Source organism: Streptomyces eurocidicus (assembly GCF_002891295.1).
Taxonomy (GTDB): domain Bacteria; phylum Actinomycetota; class Actinomycetes; order Streptomycetales; family Streptomycetaceae; genus Streptomyces; species Streptomyces eurocidicus.
Genome location: NZ_LGUI01000001.1, coordinates 679,895 through 700,108, shown reverse-complemented (window position 1 = coordinate 700,108; position 20,214 = coordinate 679,895). Strand labels below are relative to the sequence as shown.

Annotated in this window: 17 protein-coding genes; 7 read left to right on the top strand and 10 right to left on the bottom strand. The window is 71.5% G+C overall.

Annotated elements, in window-relative coordinates; genetic code table 11:
- Positions 1 to 128: 128 nt before the first annotated feature.
- Together clpX and AF335_RS03070 are read left to right on the top strand one after the other, a co-directional pair.
- The gene (gene clpX / locus AF335_RS03075) at positions 129 to 1,406 is read left to right on the top strand and encodes an ATP-dependent Clp protease ATP-binding subunit ClpX (protein ID WP_087928123.1); all 1,278 of its coding nucleotides are present in this window, start codon (positions 129 to 131) and stop codon (positions 1,404 to 1,406) included.
- A 161-nt stretch (positions 1,407 to 1,567) separates the two neighbouring features.
- Positions 1,568 to 2,446 carry a hypothetical protein gene (locus AF335_RS03070; RefSeq protein ID WP_102916661.1) on the top strand — a complete coding sequence of 293 codons (879 nt, stop codon included), beginning with the start codon at positions 1,568 to 1,570 and terminating at the stop codon, positions 2,444 to 2,446.
- A gap of 81 nt (positions 2,447 to 2,527) precedes the next feature.
- Here the strand turns inward: AF335_RS03070 and AF335_RS03065 are convergent, their stop codons facing one another.
- From AF335_RS03065 to AF335_RS03045, 5 genes are all read right to left on the bottom strand, one after another.
- Positions 2,528 to 3,064: a flavoprotein gene (locus AF335_RS03065; protein WP_102916660.1), complete on the bottom strand. Its 537-nt coding sequence runs from the start codon at positions 3,062 to 3,064 to the stop codon at positions 2,528 to 2,530.
- Between the two features lie 51 nt (positions 3,065 to 3,115).
- A complete protein-coding gene (locus AF335_RS03060; protein ID WP_146045411.1) occupies positions 3,116 to 3,745 on the bottom strand; it encodes a hypothetical protein in 630 nt (209 codons plus the stop codon).
- Between the two features lie 125 nt (positions 3,746 to 3,870).
- Entirely contained in the window at positions 3,871 to 4,890 is a 1,020-nt protein-coding gene (locus AF335_RS03055) for a hypothetical protein (RefSeq protein ID WP_102916658.1), read from the bottom strand.
- 24 nt (positions 4,891 to 4,914) lie between these two features.
- Positions 4,915 to 5,685: a hypothetical protein gene (locus tag AF335_RS03050; RefSeq protein WP_102916657.1), complete on the bottom strand. Its 771-nt coding sequence runs from the start codon at positions 5,683 to 5,685 to the stop codon at positions 4,915 to 4,917.
- Positions 5,686 to 5,750: 65 nt separating this feature from the next.
- Positions 5,751 to 6,701, bottom strand: a complete 951-nt coding sequence (locus tag AF335_RS03045; protein WP_102916656.1) for a hypothetical protein — start codon at positions 6,699 to 6,701, stop codon at positions 5,751 to 5,753.
- Positions 6,702 to 6,927: 226 nt separating this feature from the next.
- On the opposite strand from AF335_RS03045, the gene AF335_RS03040 reads away from it, so the two are divergent.
- The gene (locus AF335_RS03040) at positions 6,928 to 9,561 is read left to right on the top strand and encodes a valine--tRNA ligase (RefSeq protein ID WP_102916655.1); all 2,634 of its coding nucleotides are present in this window, start codon (positions 6,928 to 6,930) and stop codon (positions 9,559 to 9,561) included.
- A gap of 161 nt (positions 9,562 to 9,722) precedes the next feature.
- Here the strand turns inward: AF335_RS03040 and AF335_RS03035 are convergent, their stop codons facing one another.
- The 5 genes from AF335_RS03035 to AF335_RS03015 form a co-directional block, all read right to left on the bottom strand.
- A complete protein-coding gene (locus AF335_RS03035; protein WP_102916654.1) occupies positions 9,723 to 10,895 on the bottom strand; it encodes a hypothetical protein in 1,173 nt (390 codons plus the stop codon).
- A 173-nt stretch (positions 10,896 to 11,068) separates the two neighbouring features.
- Entirely contained in the window at positions 11,069 to 12,433 is a 1,365-nt protein-coding gene (locus AF335_RS03030) for an XrtP-associated glycosyltransferase (protein WP_102916653.1), read from the bottom strand.
- Positions 12,434 to 12,548: 115 nt separating this feature from the next.
- The gene (wecB, locus tag AF335_RS03025) at positions 12,549 to 13,697 is read right to left on the bottom strand and encodes a non-hydrolyzing UDP-N-acetylglucosamine 2-epimerase (RefSeq protein WP_244926888.1); all 1,149 of its coding nucleotides are present in this window, start codon (positions 13,695 to 13,697) and stop codon (positions 12,549 to 12,551) included.
- 396 nt (positions 13,698 to 14,093) lie between these two features.
- Positions 14,094 to 14,813: a response regulator transcription factor gene (locus AF335_RS03020; RefSeq protein ID WP_102916652.1), complete on the bottom strand. Its 720-nt coding sequence runs from the start codon at positions 14,811 to 14,813 to the stop codon at positions 14,094 to 14,096.
- Entirely contained in the window at positions 14,810 to 15,994 is a 1,185-nt protein-coding gene (locus AF335_RS03015) for a PAS domain-containing sensor histidine kinase (protein WP_102916651.1), read from the bottom strand. The genes AF335_RS03020 and AF335_RS03015 overlap by 4 nt, the downstream gene beginning before the upstream one ends.
- Positions 15,995 to 16,103: 109 nt before the next feature.
- Here AF335_RS03015 and AF335_RS03010 point away from each other — a divergent pair, with 109 nt between their 5' ends.
- The 4 genes from AF335_RS03010 to ndk all read left to right on the top strand — a co-directional run bounded on the left by AF335_RS03010 (position 16,104) and on the right by ndk (position 20,077).
- Complete coding sequence (locus AF335_RS03010) at positions 16,104 to 17,561, top strand: peptidoglycan D,D-transpeptidase FtsI family protein (RefSeq protein WP_102916650.1); 1,458 nt, start codon at positions 16,104 to 16,106, stop codon at positions 17,559 to 17,561.
- 38 nt (positions 17,562 to 17,599) lie between these two features.
- Positions 17,600 to 19,132: a bifunctional tetrahydrofolate synthase/dihydrofolate synthase gene (gene folC, locus AF335_RS03005; RefSeq protein ID WP_244926887.1), complete on the top strand. Its 1,533-nt coding sequence runs from the start codon at positions 17,600 to 17,602 to the stop codon at positions 19,130 to 19,132.
- Position 19,133: 1 nt separating this feature from the next.
- Positions 19,134 to 19,481, top strand: a complete 348-nt coding sequence (locus AF335_RS03000) for a DUF4233 domain-containing protein (protein WP_102916648.1) — start codon at positions 19,134 to 19,136, stop codon at positions 19,479 to 19,481.
- Positions 19,482 to 19,663: 182 nt separating this feature from the next.
- Positions 19,664 to 20,077 (top strand): nucleoside-diphosphate kinase, encoded by a 414-nt coding sequence (gene ndk / locus AF335_RS02995; protein ID WP_102916647.1) that lies wholly within the window; start codon positions 19,664 to 19,666, stop codon positions 20,075 to 20,077.
- The last annotated feature ends 137 nt before the right edge of the window (positions 20,078 to 20,214 follow it).

Here is a 20,214-nt window from a genome sequence, read left to right as displayed (position 1 = left end):
GCCGGCCGCCCCCTTGGACCGAGTAGGTCCAAGGGGGGCCCGCTCGGGGGGCCCGGCAAGGTACCGTCGATAGGCAAGCACCCGGGTTCGCAGAGCAAGGCGGATCCCAGGCGAAGGGGAAGCACCTCGTGGCACGCATCGGTGACGGCGGCGACCTGCTCAAGTGCTCGTTCTGCGGCAAGAGCCAGAAGCAGGTGAAGAAGCTCATCGCGGGTCCTGGTGTGTACATCTGCGACGAGTGCATCGACCTCTGCAACGAGATCATCGAGGAAGAGCTCGCGGAGACCTCGGAGGTGCGCTGGGAGGAGCTTCCCAAGCCCCGCGAGATCTACGAGTTCCTCGAGGGCTACGTCGTCGGCCAGGAAGCGGCCAAGAAGGCCCTCTCCGTGGCCGTCTACAACCACTACAAGCGCGTCCAGGCCGGTGAGAACGGCGGTCACCGCGACGACGGCATCGAGCTGGCGAAGTCCAACATCCTGCTGCTGGGTCCCACGGGCTCCGGCAAGACGCTGCTGGCCCAGACCCTGGCCCGGATGCTGAACGTGCCCTTCGCCATCGCCGACGCCACGGCCCTCACGGAGGCCGGCTATGTGGGCGAGGACGTCGAGAACATCCTGCTGAAGCTGATCCAGGCCGCTGACTACGACGTCAAGAAGGCCGAGACCGGCATCATCTACATCGACGAGATCGACAAGGTCGCCCGTAAGAGCGAAAATCCGTCGATCACACGGGACGTCTCCGGCGAGGGCGTCCAGCAGGCCCTGCTGAAGATCCTCGAAGGCACCACGGCCTCGGTCCCGCCCCAGGGCGGCCGCAAGCACCCGCACCAGGAATTCATCCAGATCGACACGACGAACGTCCTGTTCATCGTGGGCGGCGCCTTCTCCGGCCTGGAGAAGATCATCGAGTCCCGCGCGGGTGCCAAGGGCATCGGCTTCGGCGCCACGATCCGCTCCAAGCGGGAGATCGAGGCGAGCGACCAGTTCCAGGAGGTCATGCCCGAGGACCTGGTGAAGTTCGGCATGATCCCCGAGTTCATCGGCCGCCTCCCGGTCATCACCTCCGTCCACAACCTGGACCGCGAGGCCCTCCTCCAGATCCTGGTCGAGCCGCGCAACGCCCTGGTGAAGCAGTACCAAAGGCTTTTCGAACTCGACGGTGTCGAGCTGGAGTTCGACCGCCCGGCGCTGGAGGCCATCGCCGACCAGGCGATCCTCCGCGGCACGGGCGCGCGCGGCCTGCGCGCGATCATGGAAGAGGTCCTGATGTCGGTGATGTACGAGGTCCCGTCCCGCAAGGACGTGGCCCGCGTGGTCATCACCGCGGACGTCGTCCACTCCAACGTCAACCCGACGCTGGTGCCGCGCATCGTCCCGAAGGACGAGCGGCACGAGAAGAGCGCGTAAGCGCTTGCCGCTTGTGCGTAGGTGAGGGGGCGCCCGGCGTTATGCCGGGCGCCCTTTCTCTTGCTTGATGTCGGTAGAACTGGCGAACGACTCGATGCTCGAACGGGTGGTCGGGCGCGGATTGCCGGACGTGGCTCCCACGGCACTTCTATGGTCCGATCATGGTTACAGCGAACCACGAGGCATCGCACCGGATCTTCCAGGAACGCCCCGAGCTGCTCGAGCCGGTGTTCCGGATTCTGGGCGTGCCGTTACCGCGGAATGCGGTCGTCGAAGTGCTCTCGGCGGACGCCACGGAGATCAGACCGCTGGAGCGGCGCGTGGACAGCGTGCTGCGCATCGAGCCGCCTGATGGGAGTGGTGGTCTTCTCCTGGCCATTGAGGCGCAGGGGCGCCGCGACGGGGACAAGGCGGTCAGCTGGGCGTACTACCTGGCGTATCTGAAGGCCAAGTACGACTGCCCGGCGTTGCTGCTGGTGGTCTGCCAGGACAAGGCGACCGCGGATTGGGCGGCCGGGCCGTTCGATCTCGGCCCCGACGGCTGGACGGCGCTGTCTGTGCACCCACTGGTTCTGGGGCCCGGCAACGTTCCGCCGATCATCGACCCGGAGGAGGCTGCCCAGGACCTGGCCATGGCGACCTTCTCCGCCATGACACATGGCCGGAGCCAGGATGCTCCGGCCATACTGGATGCGCTGGCGCGTGCCCTGGGAACGGCTGACAAAGAGTCTGTGGCGTACTACTCGGAACTGCTGGAGATCGGCCTGGGGGAATCCCCGGCGAGGAAGACCTGGAGGAACCTGATGATCCGTACCTACTTCCCCGGCCGTGGCACCCTCATCGAGGAGACGCTCCTGGAGGGCGAGGCCAAGGGATCCGCGCAGATGGTGCTGCGTGTACTGGAGAAGCGCGGAATCCTCGTGCCCGCTGAGACCCGGGAGCGCATCACGAGCTGCACCGACCTGCACACCCTGGAGCGCTGGATGGACCGCGCTCTCACCGTCTCCACGGCCGACGAACTCTTCGAGGACGAGAGCTGAGCGTTAGCTTGGAAGAGGGCGCCCGGGCGAGTGCCGGGCGCCCTCTGCGATGTGGCCGCGCGGCAGTCCGGGGCGTCGGCCCTAGAAGACCGAGGGAAGGGCCTCCAGGGCCGTGTCCCAGGGGAAGGCGGCCGGGTCGGCCCCGGGCGCGGTGAGGCCGCCCCTGTCCTCCCCGAGCAGCACCTTCACCCCGTACTCCCGCAGGAGCGCCACGCTGCGGCCGAAGGCCGGGTGGGCCGCCTGGGCGGCGCTCAGGTGCGGCAGCGCGACGAGTGGCAGTCGCAGCCCGACCGCCTCGTTGACGAGGCTGAGCGCGAGGGCGTCGCTGATGCCCGCCGCCCACTTGTTGATCGTGTTGAACGTCGCGGGCGCGACGACCATGGCGTCCGCCGGCGGCAGCACGTCCGGCTCGCCCGGCAGCTTGTGCGCGCTGCGCACCACATGCCCGGTGAGCCGTTCCAGCTCTGGCATGTCCCGCTCGATCCACCGCAGGGCGGAGGGCGTCACGACCAGGCACACCTCCCACCCGGCGGCCTGGGCCTTCTCGACGCCGGTACGGACATGCTGCGTGGGCGAGGCGGCGCACGCGATCAGGTACAGCACACGGGGGGCAGTCATAGGCGCAGTCCACACCGGCCCCGTCCGGAGGCGCAACCGTCCCGGGCACGGTCAGCCCGTTCCGCGGACGTCCCGGTAGACCCTGGCCGTGACCTTCGCGAAGGCCGTCTCGTCCACCCCGGCCGCCGAGGTCTTCCGCGGGTCGAAGCCGATCAGCAGCGCGGCGTCCGACTTCTCCGCCCAGGCGCAGGCCGGGGCGTACGTGCGGCCGTCGAGGCGGACGACCTCGCAGGTGAGGGCCGGGCCCTCCGGGCCGTCCGGGGTGAGGACGTGGCGGGCCGAGACCACGGCGGGGGAGCCCGGGCCCTCCTCGAAGCCCTTCAGCATGCCGTCCAGGACGGCCTTCGGCTCGCCCACGCCGCCGTACGCCCCGGACAGCGACAGGGTGGCCTTCGGGTCGTCCGCGCGCGCGTAGCGGGCCAGCACGGACACCGTGCCCTCCGGCATGCCGGGCTGGACGGCGATGCCCTCCTTCTCCAGGGCCGCGGTGTCCGCCACCAGCCGGTACGCGCCGTCCGCGACGGCCGGCGGGGTGACGAGCCGGGTGGCGGGGGCACCGTCCTCGTCGCCCCCGCCGCCCAGCAGGAGCAGCGCCGCGGTCACGGCCCCCGCGGCCCCCGCCACCGATGTGACGAGCGCGGCCCTGTTCAGCGCGTCACTTCGCGATCTCCACGCGGGCATCGGACCGGCATCGTGAAACTCCCGCTCGTCATCGTCTACCTGCCGTGGCATTTCATGATGGCGTCGATGAGCCCTTCAGGGGCGGCTTTCCGCGGCGTCCGGTACTCCGGACTTCCCGAGTCCGGTCAGCTCGCCCGCGTCCCGGCTTCCTCCGTCGTCTCCACGCGTACGTCCTGCCGCAGCCGCACCGTCCGCTTGGCGGCCTCTTCCAGGTCCAGGTCCAGGCCCTGCACGATCAGGGACGCGTCCAGGGCGAATACCGTGCCGACCGTGGTCTTGTCGGCCCAGATGCACAGCGGCATCCGCAGCTCCTTGGAACCGGGCGAACCGGGCGTCGACCACTTGCTCATCTGGCACTTCAGCACCGCGTCGCCCAGCCCCGCGGTGGACATCCGCTGCGGGCTGCCTTCGAACTCGGTCTTCGAGTCCTTGTCGGTGTCCTTGGAGGCGCTGTTCCGGATGTCCTTGAACAGGCCGTCCACGACCGCCTCCGGGTCCCGGACGTCGTCGCCCCAGGCACCGGTGAACCGGAGCAGCTTCTGAGAGGTCTTCTCCGCGCCACCGGACTTGTAGGAGCCCGTGACGTTCTGCGGATTGACGACGCCCAGCAGCCTGAGGTTGCTCAGGTCCTTGGAGTCGAACCCGCCCGTGGACTTCGCGGTGTCCTTCTTGTAGTCGCCCACGACCACGTCGGGCGCGACGAGCTTGTACTTCTTCGCCGGAGCGGGCGGGGCGGAGGAGGTGCCGGCCGAGGGGCTCGCCGAGTTCCCGCCGTCGGCCTTGTCGTCCTTGCCGTCGCTCTTGCCGCCCCCGGCTACGAGGACGACGCCCGCCACGATCGCCGCGACGAGCACGACCGCGCCGGCCGCGATGCCGATCGTCTTGCCCTTGCCGCCGCCCTGCGGGGGTATCGGCGGCGGGTACTGCCCGGGCGCGCCCGGACCTCCGTAAGGCTGCCCGTACGGGTTCGGCGGCTGCTGCGGCGAACCGCCGCCGTACGGGTTCGGCTGCGGCGCCCCGTACGGCGGCTGCGGGGGGTACCCCTGGCCGGGGCCGGGCTGGGCCGGCTGTCCGTACGGGTTCGACGACGGCGGCTGCTGCGGCGGCTGCGGCGCACCGAACGGTCCCGGCTGGTGGTGGCTCATGTGGGGGTCCCCCTCAGGTTCGTGCTACTTCTTCTTGCGTATCTCGGTGCGGACCTTGGCCGTGACCTCGGACAGCTCCTTCGCGGACAGCCCCTTGGTCTTGCCCTCCGCGACGCCCTGCATGTTGTCGACCGTGACCATGCCGAGGACGCCCTTGTCGCCCCACACGCAGGTGCTGGTCTCCAGGGCGTTGCCCATGGGGGCCCCGCCGTCGAAGGTGTACGTGGTCTTCGAGGCGGTGCACTTCAGCACCGCGCCCTTGAAGCCGGCCGGGTGGTAGTCCTGGTACGGGGTCGTCTCCGTCTTCGCCCCCGGGACCTTCTGCTCGTCCTTCTCCTGCTTCTGGGTCTTGGCGAGCAGGTCGTTCACGCTCTTCACGGGGTCCGGGATGTCCCCGTGCACGCCCACGACGCGGAGGCTCTGCTTCTCGGCGTTGGTGTACGAGCCGTCGGCGCCGTCCGCGTTCTCGATGCCGAACGTCTTCATCTCCTCGACGTCCGAGTCGCTCGGCTCCTCCGGCTTGGCGTCGCCGCCCGAGGAGTCCTTCTTGAACGCGCCGTCCACGAGCGTGTCCGGCATCACGAGCGTGTACGAGCCCGCGTCCTCGCTGTCGTCCCCGCCCCCGAAGAGGAGGACGCCCCCTGCCACGAGGGCGCCCGCCACGACGAGCGCGCCGGCCCCGATGCCGATGGCCTTGCCCTTGCCCTTCCCCCTGCCTCCGCCGCCGCTTCGCGGGGCGGTGGCGGCGGACGCGGCGGAGGGCGGCTGGACCTGCCCCGGCTGGTTGTCGTTCATGTGGGGGTTCCTCGGGGCTCGGCGCGCTGTGCTGTTACGTGTGGGGAGGGGGGCTACTTGGGGGGCTACTTGTTCTTGCGGACTTCGTTGCGGATCTTGGCGGTGGCCTCGGCGAGGTCCTTGGCGGACATCACGCTGCCGGTGGCAGCGGAGCTGCCTCCGTAAGGAGAAGTGGTCTTCGCGACCTGGTGCCGGACGACGCCCACGGCGCTGGAGTCGCCCCAGATGCAGACGCTGACCTCGGCGCTGCTGGAGATGGCGCCGACGGAGTAGTTGGACTTCTTCGTCTCGCACTTCATGACCGCGCCGTCGAAGTTGCCCGGCGAGAAGGCGGTCCAGGCGGTGACCGTCTCGACCTGGGCACCCTTCACGACGGCCTGGTTCTTCTTCTCGCCCTCGTCCATCTTCGCGATCATCGCGTCGACCGACTTCTCGGGGTCGGGGAGCTCGCCGTAGGCGCCCACGACCATGAGCGCCTGCTTCTGGGCATTGGTGTAGGCCCCCTTGACGCCGGTGCCGTTGTTGATGCCCATCTCCTTGGCATCCTTGTCATTGGTGAGGCTTTCGGAGTCCTGGCCGCCGGGGGCGCCCGCGCTTCCACCCTTGGTGAACTGGCCGTCCAGCAACTTGTCCGGCATCACCATCGTGTACGGCGCCACCTCCCCGTCACTCCCGCCCATGAACCACACGGCACCGCCCACGAGCGCGCCCACGACCACCAGCGCGCCGATCGTGATCCCGATCGCCTTCCCCTTGCCCCCGCCCTGCGGCGGCACCGGCGGCGGGTACTGGCCCGGCATCCCGGGCTGCTGGCCGTAGGGCGCCTGCTGGTACGGGCCCGGCTGCTGGGGGGCGCCGTAAGGAGCCTGCGGGCCGCCGCCCACGTACGGCGGCGGGGGCGGCGGGGCCTGCTGCGGGTAGCCGTAGCCGGGCTGGCCGGGGGCGCCGCCCTGGCCGTACGGGCCCGGCTGCTGTGGCGGCTGCTGGCCGTAGGGGCCCGGCTGGTGGTAGCTCATCGCGGGGTGTCTCTCTTCGCGTCCGTGGGGGGAGTGGCAGGAGTCTCGTGACAGTCCGATCATCCTTCCTGATCTCTTACGGGGGCTTTACCACGAGGCGGCAACGGTTTCGGAACAGTTGATCGGCAAGGCCCGCACCCCACGGCCCGCACGCCCCGTCCGCACCCCCCGCACGCCGCCCCGAATGGATTCGTAACCCCCGCGCACGCCCCCGTAGACTTCTCCCGTGACCGAGAACACTCAGCGCCCCGACAGCGGGCCGAACGACAGCAACCCCGAACTGCCGACCCAGTACGCGCCGGCCGATGTAGAGGGGCCGCTGTACGAGCGCTGGGTAGAGCGGGGCTACTTCGAGGCCGACGCGAAGAGCGACAAAGAGCCGTACACCATCGTCATCCCGCCGCCGAACGTCACGGGCTCCCTCCACCTGGGCCACGCCTTCGAGCACACGCTGATCGACGCCCTCACGCGCCGCAAGCGCATGCAGGGCTTCGAGGTCCTGTGGCAGCCCGGCATGGACCACGCGGGCATCGCCACGCAGAACGTGGTCGAGCGCGAGCTGGCCAAGGAGGGCAAGTCCCGTCACGACCTCGGCCGGGAGGCGTTCATCGAGCGCGTCTGGCAGTGGAAGGCCGAGTCCGGTGGCCAGATCTCCGGCCAGATGCGTCGCCTGGGTGACGGCGTCGCCTGGTCGCGCGAGCGCTTCACCATGGACGAGGGCCTGTCCAAGTCCGTCCAGACGATCTTCAAGAAGCTCTACGACGACGAGCTGATCTACCGCGCCGAGCGCATCATCAACTGGTGCCCGCGCTGCCTGACCGCCATCTCCGACATCGAGGTGGAGTACCAGGACGACGACGGCGAGCTCGTCTCCATCACCTACGGCGAGGGCGAGGAAACCCTCGTCGTGGCCACCACCCGCGCCGAGACGATGCTCGGTGACACCGCCGTGGCCGTCCACCCGGACGACGAGCGCTACGCCCACCTGATCGGCAAGCAGATCAAGCTGCCGCTCACGGACCGCTCGATCCCGGTCGTCGCCGACACCCACGTCGACCCCGAGTTCGGCACCGGCGCCGTCAAGGTGACCCCGGCCCACGACCCGAACGACTTCGAGATCGGCCGCCGGCACGACCTGCCGAGCCTCACCGTGCTCGACGAGCACGGCGTCATCACCGTCCACGGCCCCTTCCAGGGCCTGGACCGCTTCGAGGCCCGTTCCGCGATCGTCGGCGCCCTGCGCGCCGAGGGCCGGATCGTCGCCGAGAAGCGCCCGTACACCCACTCCGTCGGCCACTGCTCGCGCTGCAAGACGACGCTGGAGCCGCGTCAGTCCATGCAGTGGTGGGTGAAGACCGCCCCGCTGGCGAAGGCCGCCGCCGACGCCGTTCGCGACGGCAAGGTCAAGATTCACCCGCAGGAGATGGAGAAGCGCTACTTCGACTGGGTCGACAACCTCCACGACTGGTGCATCTCGCGCCAGCTGTGGTGGGGCCACCGCATCCCGGTCTGGTACGGCCCGGACGGCGAGATGGTCTGCGTCGGCCCGGACGAGCAGCCGCCGAGCGGCGCGGGCTGGCACCAGGAGACCGACGTCCTGGACACCTGGTTCTCCTCCGGCCTGTGGCCGTTCTCCACCCTCGGCTGGCCGGAGAAGACCGAGAGCGTCGAGAAGTTCTACCCGAACTCCGTCCTCGTCACCGGCTACGACATCCTCTTCTTCTGGGTCGTCCGGATGATGATGTTCGGCCTGTACGCGATGGACGGCACCCCGCCGTTCCACACCATCGCCCTGCACGGCATGGTCCGCGACCAGTTCGGCAAGAAGATGTCGAAGTCCTTCGGCAACGCGGTCAACCCGCTGGACTGGATGGACAAGTACGGCTCCGACGCCGTCCGCTTCACCCTCGCCCGCGGCGCCAACCCCGGTGTCGACGTGCCGATCGGTGAGGACTGGGTCCAGGGCTCGCGCAACTTCGCCAACAAGATCTGGAACGCCACGCGCTTCGCGCTGATGAACGGCGCGACGGTCGAGGGCGAGCTGCCGCCGGTCGAGCAGATGTCGGCCACCGACCGCTGGATCATGTCGCGCCTCAACGCCGTCGTCGCCGAGGTGGACGCGCTCTACGACGACTACCAGTTCGCGAAGCTCTCGGACGCGCTGTTCCACTTCGCGTGGGACGAGGTCTTCGACTGGTACGTCGAGCTGTCCAAGACCACCTTCCAGAAGGGCGGCGCCGAGGCCGAGGTCTCGGCCCGCGTCCTGGGCGAGGTCCTCGACGTCACCCTCAAGCTCCTGCACCCGGTCGTGCCCTTCGTCACCGAGACGCTGTGGACCACGCTCACCGGCAAGGAGTCCGTCGTCATCGCCGACTGGCCGAAGGACAGCGGCTTCCGTGACGCGGCCGCCGAGCAGGAGATCGCGACGGTCCAGCAGGTCGTCACCGAGGTCCGCCGCTTCCGCTCCGACCAGGGCCTGCAGCCGGGCCAGAAGGTCCCGGCCCGGCTGGACCTGACCGGCACGGCGGTCGCGGCCCACGAGGACGCGATCCGTTCGCTGCTGCGCCTCCAGCCGGCCGGCGAGGGCTTCGCCGCCACCGCCTCGCTCCCCGTCGCCGGGGCCACCGTCGCCCTCGACCTCTCCGGCACGATCGACGTGGAGGCCGAGCGCAAGCGCCTGACCAAGGCACTGGCCGCGGCCGAGAAGGACAAGGCGCAGTCCACGGCCAAGCTCGGCAACGAGGCGTTCCTCGCCAAGGCCGCCGAGGCCGCCGTGGAGAAGATCCGCAAGCGGCTGGAGACGGCCGACGCGGACATCGAGCGGATCAGTGCGCAGCTGGCGGCTCTGCCGCAGGGCTGAGTCGGCGCCGCCGGGTTCTGAAACGGCCCCCGTACCCATGGGTACGGGGGCCGTTTGCAGGTCTCGACCGGCCCTGTCCCTGCGGGCCGGTGGGGGCTTGTCGCGCAGTTCCCCGCGCCCCTGACGGGGCGCGGCACTCCGTCGCGCTTCCGGCGGAGTGTCTAACGCGCCGCCCACGGCCTCGACCGGTTCGGATCCCACATCGGCCCCCACGGGCCCTCCACCAGGGCGTCGCCCTCCTCCGGCAGCGGCCCGCGCCGACCGCGGCGGTGCTGCGGCCAGAACAGCACGTACGCCGTCGACACCGCCACGAAGCACAGCCGGATCAGGCCCTTGACCGACTCGTCGGGGACGGCGAAGACGCTGCCGTAGAGCACGATCAGCGCGATCCAGCTCCACCACGGCACCAGGCGGCGCTGCCCGCACACGTCCCACAGCAGGGTGCCGAGCAGCACGGAGGCGGTGTAGTAGGTGTAGACGCTGGGGTCGAGGAGGATGCGGGCGTTCGCGCCCAGCAGCACCACCCCGGCCCAGCGGCCGCGCCACACGGCGATCGCGCCGAGCGCGAGGCCGAGCGCGGCCTGCGCGGGGCGGGCCCAGTCGGGGGTGACGGGGGTGTTGCCGCCGAGCCAGCGCAGCGCGGAGGCCGGGTTGTTGGGGATGGTGAACTTCGCCGCGGCGAAGGAGTCCGGGGCCGCCACGAAGAACGGCAGCCAGGCGACGGCCAGCAGCGCCGCGCACCAGAGGACCGCCCGCATCCAGCGGTCCCGGGGGAGGGCGAGGATCAGCGGTACGAAGGCCAGCGCGGTCGGCTTGGAGTCCATGGCCAGGGCCAGGCAGATGCCCACGGCGGCCGGGTTGCAGCGGGTCAGGAACCAGACGGCCAGCGCGGTGAAGAACAGCGCGAGCACGTCGTCCAGGTGCCCGAAGCGCACCGAGACCTCGATCCACATGGGGATGAAGGCCAGCCCGGCGATGAGGACGCGCTGCCGCAGCCGCTGGTGGTTGGTGCCGGTGCCCAGGAAGTGGATGGCGGCGCTGCGGCCCGCGAGGACCACGATGACCAGGCCCAGGGCGGACATGAAGGCCGCCGCGAGGAACTGGCCCATGTGTTCCGAGAAGGGGTTGAACAGCCCCGCGACCAGGAAGCTGATGGGCCCCATCTGGAGCTCGGGGTGATGGGCGTAGAGGTTGAGCCCGCCGGTCCCGTCGCCGTTCCCGCCCTGGTAGATCAGCTCGCCGCCGGTCCGCAGGTAGTGCCACGAGAAGCCGCCGCTGGGCTCCACGACCGCGAACCACAGCACGGTCCACGCCGTGAGCAGCAGCAGGTGCATCCGCGTGCTGATTTCCGGTACCCGCACAACACTCCCGTTCCGCCACCCGGAACCGCTCCGGGACATGAGTCACCGGGGGTCAGATGGCGGAACGGGAGCGGAGGTTGCCCCGTGGGGCACTTCTGTGACGCACTTCATGGTTTGTGCGCGGGCGGCCGCAGAAGGCCGGCGGGTCAGCTTTCGACGGCCACCGGGCCGGAGGTGACGACCTCGGCGTTGCGGCGGGTCTTGGCCCAGCCGTTGCGGCCCCGCAGCATCCGGACGAAGCCGCGCGCGGACGCCGGGAAGAGGTGGTACGCGTACACCCACAGGGCCAGGCCCCACAGCAGGGAGACCAGCAGCGAGCTGCCGGGCGCGCGGTCCCGGCGGTAGACCGGGCCCCACAGGACGAACGGCAGGACGGAGACGACGGCCAGGACGAGCACCAGCGGCCACAGCGCCAGCATGCCGCCGAACGCCTCGCCGAAGCCCTCCTCGGCCACGGTCAGGCCGAGCACGGCGAACATCACGGCGCACAGCGCGAGGGTCACCAGGTGGGCGACGGGCTGGAGGAAGGTGTACAGCGTCTCCAGGACGCCCTTGCCGCCGTAGTGGCGGGAGGAGACGATGCGCGGCGCGTAGCGGACGCACTGGAGGTTGCCCTGGGCCCAGCGGGTGCGCTGGGTGAGGAAGCGGCGGCCGTGCGGCAGACCCTCCTGGGAGACCCAGGTGTCGGCGATGTGGGCTATCCGGTCACCGTTGAGGATCATGTGCAGCCCGAGCTCGTAGTCCTCCAGGAGCGCGCCGCGCTGCCAGGGGCGGCGCTCGGCGGCCGCGATGCGGTCCAGGGCGGCGAGCCGGGTGAACTGGCCGTTGCCGCCGAGGCCGACGGAGCCGGTGCGGCCGCGCAGCAGCTGCATGCCGGCGTTGGAGACGGAGAACTCCATGTCCTGCATCCGGACCAGGAGGCGGGCGAAGGCGTTGCGGATCCGGCCGCGGTCGGCCAGCGGGCGCGGGTCCTCGGCGTTGCGCATGTGCACGCTGACCTGGACACCGCCGGTCTCCGGGTCGCCGAAGCCGGCGGGGCCGCTGACGCGGGCCAGGGCCCGCGGGTCCAGCTGACCGTCGGCGTCGATGACGCACACGACGACCTTCTCGCGGTCGGTGTCCTCGGACAGGAACTGGTTCAGCTCGTCGTACGCGGCGTTCAGGGCCGCGCCCTTGCCCTGCCGGGCCTCGGGCCGGCGGCGGCTGACGAGGTGCACGCGCCGGTCGGTCTCGGCGAGCCCGGCCACGATCGCGCCGGTGCGGTCCTCGCTGTCGTCGTCGATCACCCAGACGTGGGCGCCGGGGTGGTCGGTGCGCAGCCGCTCGACGGTGGTGCCCACGACCGCCTCCTCGTCCCGGCAGGGCACGAAGAAGTGCCACTCGTGGGAGGCCGGGTCGCCGTCCTCGACGGCGGGGCGGCGCAGATAGGCGTTCCGGGCCCCCGCCCAGTACAGCAGGAAGCAGATCAGGAGGAGGAAGGGGAAGGCGAGCAGGAAGGGGCTGGAGAACATGCGGGTGCTCCTGGGGCTGGCCGGGCTGAGAATTCAGCCCGTCCGGCGTTCGGGGACGAGCGCGTTCAGCGCGGTACGGGGTCTGGGGGCGTGGGGCGGGGTGGGGAGAGGACCCCTACGCGGCCGCCGCGAGCTCCGCCGGGGCCGCGATCGCGGCCAGCAGGTTCACGATCCGGTCCGACGCCAGGCCGTCGCCGAAGGGGCTGGGGAGGGACGACAGGCGGGCCAGGCCCTCCGGCCCCTCCGCGAGGCGGCGACGGGCCGCGTGCCCGATCTCCGCACCCGGCTCCACCAGGTCCGCGAAGTCCGCCATGGCCTCCGGACGCTCCGTGGAGCGGCGGACGACCACCAGCGGGCGGCCCAGCACCGTGCACTCCTCCTGGATGCCGCCGGAGTCGGAGACCAGCAGCGCCGCGTGGCGGGCCAGGGCCAGGAACTCGCCGTAGCCGAGCGGGCGGGTCACGGTCAGGCCGGCCAGCAGGTGCTCCAGACCGGTGGCCTCGATCCGGGCCCGGGTGCGCGGGTGCAGCGGCAGGACGACCGGCCGGCCGTCGGCCACGAGCGCGGCGAGCTCCGTGAAGATGGCCCGCAGCGCCTCGGCGGAGTCCGTGTTCTCGGGGCGGTGGACCGTGGCCAGGACGTACGAGTCCGGGGTCAGCCCGTGCCGGGCCAGGAGCTCCGCGCGGGCGGCGGCGTCCGGCAGCTGGCCGTGCACGGCCTCCACCACGGTGTTGCCGGTGACGACGACGCGGGAGTCCGCCACGCCCTCCGCGAGGAGGTTGGCGCGGTTGTCCTCGGTGGCGGCGCACAGCACGTCGGCGATGCGGTCGATGAGGACGCGGTTGTGCTCCTCCGGCATGTTGCGGTCGTGGCTGCGCAGCCCGGCCTCGACGTGCAGCAGCGGGATGCCCCGGGCGTTGGCGGCGAGCGCGCCGGCGAGGGCGGCGTTGGTGTCGCCCTGGACGACTACGGCGAGCGGCGGCTCGGCGGTGAACAGCTCGTCGAGCTGAGCGAGGGCGGCGGAGATCTGCACGGCGCGCGGCTGTCCGCCGATGCCCGTCAGGAAGGTCGGCTCCGGCAGGCCCAGCTCGGCCAGGAAGCGGCCGGAGAGCTCCTCGTCGTAGTGCTGACCGGTGTGCACCAGATGGGCGGCGGGGCCCAGCAGGCGGACGAGGTCGGTGAGCTTGACGAGCTCGGGGCGGGTACCGAGGACGACGGCGACGCTACGGGTGGGCAGGGCGCTGTTCGACGAGCTGTGCGACACGAGGTGACTCCTGGGGCTGGCCGGGGGTGACAGCTCCAGAGCCTGCGGGGGGTCGGTTGCGGGGTGGGATGGGGTTGGGTTGCCGGACGGTTGCGATCTTGTGGGGCGGGGTTGTGGGGGCTTTTGGCCTGGTGGGGGGTGGGACTTTGGTCCTGGGTGCGGGTGCGGGTGCGGGGCGGTGTGCGGGTGCGGGTGCGGGTGCCGCTGCGCGGGGCCTTCCCCTACCCGCCCCTTCCCGTAACCGGGGGCTCCGCCCCCGGGCCCCCTTCCGCGCTGCCGCGCGGTGTCCTCAGACGCCGGACGGGCTGGATGCCCTTCCCCGCTCCGCGCGGTGGCCTCAAACGCCGGCCGGGCTGGGTTTGGCCTCCCTCCCCGTTCGGCGCTCCACCGGCGTCCTCAAGCGCCGGACGGGCCGGAGCCCCCGCCCCCCTCGCCGTCCGCCCGGTACCGGTACCCCAGCCCCCGTACCGCCTCCAGCGGGTCCGCCGCCTCGTCCCCCGCCGCCTGGCGGAGTTTTCGGCGCAGGCGCAGCACCGCGAACTTCACCCGTTCCCGGCCCGTTCCCTCGGGGTCGTCCCAGACCCGGTCGAGGAGCTGGTCGGTGGTGATCACCCGGCCCCGGTTGCGGACGAGCACCTGGAGCAGCCGGTACTCGATGTCGCTGAGCCGGGCCTCCTGGCCCTGCCAGACCGCCGAGCGGCGCTCGGGCACCAGCCGCAGCCCGTCGTCGAAGGAGTCGCCCGCCCACCGGGTGGGGTCCGTGCGGCGCAGCAGCGCCTCGACCCGGGCGAGCAGCTCGTCGTTGCCGAAGGGCTTGGGGAGGTAGTCGTCGGCGCCGGCGCGCAGGCCGCGCACCCGGTCGGTCTCGGCGCCCCGGGCGGTGAGCAGCAGGACGGGCAGGTCGCTGAGGTCGCGGGTGCGCTCCAGCACCTCCCAGCCGTTGAGCTCGGGCAGCCCGATGTCCAGGAGCATGAGCGCGGGCCGCTCGGCGAAGAGCAGCCGCAGCCCTTCGCGGCCGTTGTCGGCGTGCAGGACCTCGTAGCCCGCGCGGGTGAGGAGCGTGCGGAGGGCCAGGGCCAGGTCGGCGTCGTCCTCGACGACCAGGACGCGGCTCACGCGGGTACTCCTGCCGCCCCGCCGGACGCGGCACCCCCGCCGTCCCCGGCGTTCCCGCTCTCCCCGCCCGTCCCCTCCGCCGGTCCGCCCACCGGCAGCCGGATCAGGAACGCGGCGCCCTCGCCCTCCGTGCCCCCGGCGGTCAGCGTGCCGCCGTGCAGCTGGACGACCGTGCGGCTGATGGCCAGCCCCAGGCCGGTGCCGGGGTAGCCGCCGTCCTCCGCGTTGGGCGCCCGGACGAAGCCGGTGAAGATCTCCTCCCGGTACTTCTCGGGGATCCCGATCCCGGTGTCGGCCACCTCGATCTCCCAGTACGCGTCCCGGGGCGCGGCCGTGACCGTGATCCGGCCGTCCGGCGGGGTGAATTTCGCCGCGTTCTCCAGCAGGTTCCCCAGCACGTGCTGGAGCCGGTGCCGGTCGCCCCGGAGCGCGGGGCCCGGCGCGCAGTCCAGGACCGTGAAGACGTCCGGAGTCTTCGCCGAGGCCGGCCGGTCCAGGACGGCCTCCTGGAGCATCCCCGGCACGTCCACTGCGCCGAACTCCAGCTCCAGGGCCGCCGCCCGCATCCGGGTGGTCAGCAGCAGGTCGGTGATCACCCGCTGCATGCGGTCGGCGTTGCGGTGGACCGCGTCGAGGAAGGACCGCTGGTCCGCGGTGAGCGCGCCGAAGGCGGGGTCGGCGAGCAGCTCGCAGAAGCTGAGGATCGAGGTGAGCGGGGTGCGCAGCTCGTGCGAGGCGGCGGCGGTGAAGGCGTTGCGCTGCCTGGCGAGCTCGGTCAGGGCGCGGTTGTCGCGCTCCAGGTCGTGCTCGCGCCGCTTGCGCTCGGTGATGTCCTGGAAGACCCACAGGACGCCCAGCGAGGCGCCGCCGTGGCGCAGCGGCTCCACCTCGCGGCGGACGACCCGGCCGTCGGTGAGCGGGATCTCGGCCGTCCGGTGGACGTGGCCGCGGGTCTGGAGCTCGTCCGGGGCGCCGGGGCCGGTGGCGAAGAAGGCCCGTACGAGGGGGACGACCGCCCGCATGGGGGACCCGGGGGAGAGGTCCACCCGGCCCGCCAGATCGAACATGCGGACGAACTTGGTGTTGACCGCCAGCACCTCGTCGGCCGGGCTCTGCAGCACGGCGCCCGCGGGCAGCGCCTCCAGGACCGCCTGGAGCCGGTCCCGGTCCTCGGACGGCATTTTTCTCACCCAGCTCTCATCGAGGCGGGGAACCCCGACTCCCCTTACGGGAGTTTTCGGGACATCTGTACGACCGAACCGTAAGCCAAAGACAGGGACCGCGCCCCCGATGAACCGACCGCTCCGGCACGTGGCCGTCTTCGCCCTGCTGCTCGTCCTCGCCGTGCTCGTCCGGGCCACCTGGGTCCAGGCGGCCGAGGCCGGTGCGCTCGACGACAACCCGCACAACCGCCGCCAGATCATCGCCGCCCACTCCCGGCCGCTCGGCGACATCCTGGTCGGCGGCAAGCCCGTCACCGGCTCCACCGAGACCGACGGCGAGCTGAAGTACAAGCGCACCTACACCGACGGCGCGATGTACGCGCCGGTCACCGGCTACCTCTCGCAGGCGTACGGGAGCACCCAGCTGGAGAACCTCTACGAGTCCGTCCTCACCGGCCGCGACAGCCGGCTGCGCAGCCCCGCGGACGCCCTCACCGGCAAGGAGCCCACCCCCGGCGACGTCCTGACCACCCTCGACCCGGCGGTGCAGAAGGCGGCCTACGAGGCGCTCGGCGGCAAGACCGGCGCCGCCGTCGCCCTGGACCCCGCCACCGGCGCGATCCTCGGGATGGCCAGCACGCCCTCGTACGACCCCGGGCGCTTCGCCGGCACCGGGGCGGCCGACCGCAGGGCGTGGGAGGCGCTGCAGAAGGACGAGGACCAGCCGATGCTGAACCGCGCCCTGCGCCAGACCTATCCGCCGGGCTCCACCTTCAAGCTCGTCGTCGCCGCGGCCGCCCTGGAGAACGGCCTCTACACCTCCGTCGATCAGGCGACCGACAGCCCCGACCCCTACCTCCTGCCCGGCACCACCACCTATCTGCGCAACGAGAACAGCGCGGCACCCTGTGCGAACGCCTCGATCCGCACCGCCCTCCAGTACTCCTGCAACAACGTCTTCGGCCACCTCGCCGAGCGGCTCGGCCAGCAGAAGGTCGCCGAGCAGGCCAAGAAGCTCGGCTTCGGCGACGGCAAGCTCGACACGCCCGTACGCGCCGCCGAGAGCCTTTACCCGACCGGCATGGACAAGGCGCAGACCGCGCTCTCCGGCATCGGCCAGTTCGACGTCCGGGCCACCCCGCTCCAGATGGCCATGGTCTCCTCGGCCATCGCCCACGACGGCCTGCTGATGACGCCGCGCCTCGTCGACCGCGTCACCGACGGCACCTCCGGCGTCCTGGAGAAGAGCGACCCCAAGGAGTACGGCCGGGCGATGTCGGCCGACACGGCCCGGCAGCTCCAGTCCGCCATGCGCACCGTGGTGGAGAAGGGCACCGGCAGCAACGCCCGGATCGACGGACTCACGGTCGGCGGCAAGACCGGCACCGCTCAGCACGGAGTCGACAACAGCGGTACGCCTTATGCCTGGTTCGTGTCGTACGCCCAGAACGCCCAGGGCAAGCAGATCGCCGTAGCCGTCGTGATCGCCGACAGCGACGCCGCCCGCTCGGAGGTCAGCGGCAACGGACTGGCCGCGCCCGTGGCCGAGAAGATCATGCGCGCCGGGCTGGCCCCGGCCGCCTGATGCCCGCGGTGTCGGTGCCGCTCCGTAGACTGGTCGGCGTGAGCGAGCGCCCCCTGAACGACGACAACGGCGACACCGGCACCGGCGAGGACGACCGCTTCGCCGAGATTGTCGATGCCGAGACCGACCCCGACCGCGACCCCGACCTTGCCGTGATCGAGGCCGGCAGCCGCACCCTGCGCGCCCAGTCCGGGCCCCCGCAGAGCGACGTCCCCGCCCGCCCGGCCGACCCCGAGGTCGACCGGGCGCTGCGCGAGGTGGAGACCGAGCTCGCCGGGCGCTGGGGCGAGACCAAGCTCGACCCCTCGCTGGTGCGCATCGAGGCGCTGATGGACATCCTGGGTCAGCCGCAGCGCGCCTACCCCGCGATCCATATCACCGGCACCAACGGCAAGACCAGCACCGCCCGCATGATCGAGGCCCTGCTGGGCGCCTTCGACCTGCGCACCGGCCGCTACACCAGCCCGCACGTCCAGTCCGTCACCGAGCGCATCAGCCTCGACGGCGCGCCGATCGCGGCCGAGCGGTTCATCGAGACCTACCGCGACATCCAGCCGTACGTCGAGATGGTCGACGACCGCGAGGAGCACCGCCTCTCCTTCTTCGAGGTGCTCACCGCCATGGCCTACGCCGCCTTCGCGGACGCCCCGGTCGACGTGGCCGTCGTCGAGGTCGGCATGGGCGGCACCTGGGACGCCACCAATGTGCTCGACGGCACCGTCGCCGTGGTCACCCCCATCTCGCTCGACCACACCGACCGGCTCGGCACCACCACCGGCGAGATCGCCGAGGAGAAGGCCGGCATCGTCAAGCCCGACGCCACCGTCGTCCTCGCCCAGCAGCCCGTCGACGCCGCGCAGGTGCTCCTCAAGCGCGCGGTCGAGAAGGACGCGACGGTCGCCCGCGAGGGCATGGAGTTCGGCGTCGTCTCCCGCGAGGTCGCCGTCGGCGGCCAGCTGCTGACGCTGCGCGGCCTGGGCGGCGAGTACCCCGACGTCTTCCTGCCGCTCTACGGCGCCCACCAGGCGCACAACGCCGCCGTCGCCCTGGCCGCCGTCGAGGCGTTCTTCGGCATCGGCTCGCAGCACGCCCGCACGCTCGACCTCGACACCGTCCGGCGCGCCTTCGCGGCCGTCACCTCGCCCGGCCGTCTGGAGGTCGTGCGCCGCAGCCCCACCGTGGTGCTGGACGCCGCGCACAACCCGGCCGGCGCCGCGGCGGCGGCCGAGGCCGTCACCGAGGCGTTCGGCTTCAGCCGGCTCATCGGCGTCGTCGGCGCCAGTGGCGACAAGGACGTCCGCGGTCTGCTGGAGGCGTTCGAGCCGATCTTCGCCGAGGTCGTGGTCACGAAGAACTCCACGCACCGCGCCATGGACGCCGACGCCCTGGCCGGCATCGCCGTCGAGGTCTTCGGCGCCGACCGGGTCCAGGTCGAGCCCCGTCTTGACGACGCCCTCGAGGCGGCCATCACCCTCGCGGAGGAAGAGGGCGAGTTCGCCGGCGCGGGCGTGCTGGTGACCGGCTCGGTGATCACGGTCGGCGAGGCCCGGCTGCTCCTGGGAAGGGACTGACATGCGAATGCTGTGCGCCAGCACTCTGATCGGTGAATTCTTCGTCATCGGATTCGCCGGCCTGGTCGCCATGCAGACCTCGGACCTGTCGTCCGGCACGGTCTGGGCCGTCAGCGGCACGGCGATGGTGCTGAGCGTCCTGCTGTGCGGGATGCTCGCCCGGCCCGGTGGCGTGCAGCTGGGCTGGCTGCTCCAGATCGGCCTGGTCCTGAGCGGCTTCATCGTTCCGATGATGTTCATCCTGGGCGTGGTCTTCGGCGGTCTGTGGTGGGCCTCGGTCCACTTCGGCCGCAAGATCGACGAGGCGAAGGCCCGGTTCGCGGCGCAGGCGGCGGCGGAGGCCGCGTAGCCGGATGCCGGTGCCGGGTGCTTGACCTGGGCGAGGCACCCGGACCCCTTCCCCGCGCAGGCGGGGGCGACCCGCCGGACGCCGTCCGGCGAGGGCTGACCGGAGCTCGGTCCGGGTGCCACGCCTCCCCGGCGGCCCTGTAGCCTCTGCCGCACTGCACCCTGCCCGCAAGGAGCCGCACCATGTCCCAGCGCACCCTCGTCCTGCTCAAGCCCGACGCCGTCAAGAGGCGCCTGGTGGGCGAGATCCTCCGCCGCATCGAGAACAAGGCGGGCTGGACGATCGAGGCGCTGGAGCTGCGCACGCTGGAGCGCCAGGTCCTGGAGCAGCACTACGCCGAGCACGTGGGCAAGCCGTTCTACGAGCCCCTGATGACGTTCATGTCCTCCGGGCCCGTCGTGGCGCTCGTGGTCGACGGGGAGCGAGTGATCGAGGGCGTCCGCGCGCTCGCCGGCCCGACCGACCCCATCTCGGCCGCCCCCGGTTCCATCCGTGGTGACTTCGGCACCATCACGCGCGAGAACCTCATCCACGCCTCGGACTCCGAGGAGTCCGCACAGCGGGAAATCAAGATTTTCTTTCCCGGCCTGGCCTGATAGCACATCAGCCACGGACCCATTCTGATCAGGGGCGACCGATTTCTTTTCGGTCGCCCCCTGGCATATGCGGGGCGTACGCGGGAACCTCTCACTCCGACACGACGTCACCATTACTGGGGGGAGCTCCCGTTCCG

Bases quoted from the DNA above. Each gene is read 5' to 3' on its own strand.
- AF335_RS03050 (WP_102916657.1), bottom strand. From the start codon at position 5,685: ATGAACGACAACCAGCCGGGGCAGGTCCAGCCGCCCTCCGCCGCGTCC.
- AF335_RS03060 (WP_146045411.1), bottom strand. From the start codon at position 3,745: ATGCCCGCGTGGAGATCGCGAAGTGACGCGCTGAACAGGGCCGCGCTC.
- AF335_RS03070 (WP_102916661.1), top strand. From the start codon at position 1,568: ATGGTTACAGCGAACCACGAGGCATCGCACCGGATCTTCCAGGAACGC.
- AF335_RS03030 (WP_102916653.1), bottom strand. From the start codon at position 12,433: ATGTTCTCCAGCCCCTTCCTGCTCGCCTTCCCCTTCCTCCTCCTGATC.
- AF335_RS03000 (WP_102916648.1), top strand. From the start codon at position 19,134: ATGCGAATGCTGTGCGCCAGCACTCTGATCGGTGAATTCTTCGTCATC.
- AF335_RS03015 (WP_102916651.1), bottom strand. From the start codon at position 15,994: ATGCCGTCCGAGGACCGGGACCGGCTCCAGGCGGTCCTGGAGGCGCTG.
- AF335_RS03010 (WP_102916650.1), top strand. From the start codon at position 16,104: ATGAACCGACCGCTCCGGCACGTGGCCGTCTTCGCCCTGCTGCTCGTC.
- AF335_RS03045 (WP_102916656.1), bottom strand. From the start codon at position 6,701: ATGAGCTACCACCAGCCGGGCCCCTACGGCCAGCAGCCGCCACAGCAG.
- AF335_RS03055 (WP_102916658.1), bottom strand. From the start codon at position 4,890: ATGAGCCACCACCAGCCGGGACCGTTCGGTGCGCCGCAGCCGCCGCAG.
- AF335_RS03035 (WP_102916654.1), bottom strand. From the start codon at position 10,895: ATGCACCTGCTGCTGCTCACGGCGTGGACCGTGCTGTGGTTCGCGGTC.
- ndk (WP_102916647.1), top strand. From the start codon at position 19,664: ATGTCCCAGCGCACCCTCGTCCTGCTCAAGCCCGACGCCGTCAAGAGG.
- AF335_RS03065 (WP_102916660.1), bottom strand. From the start codon at position 3,064: ATGACTGCCCCCCGTGTGCTGTACCTGATCGCGTGCGCCGCCTCGCCC.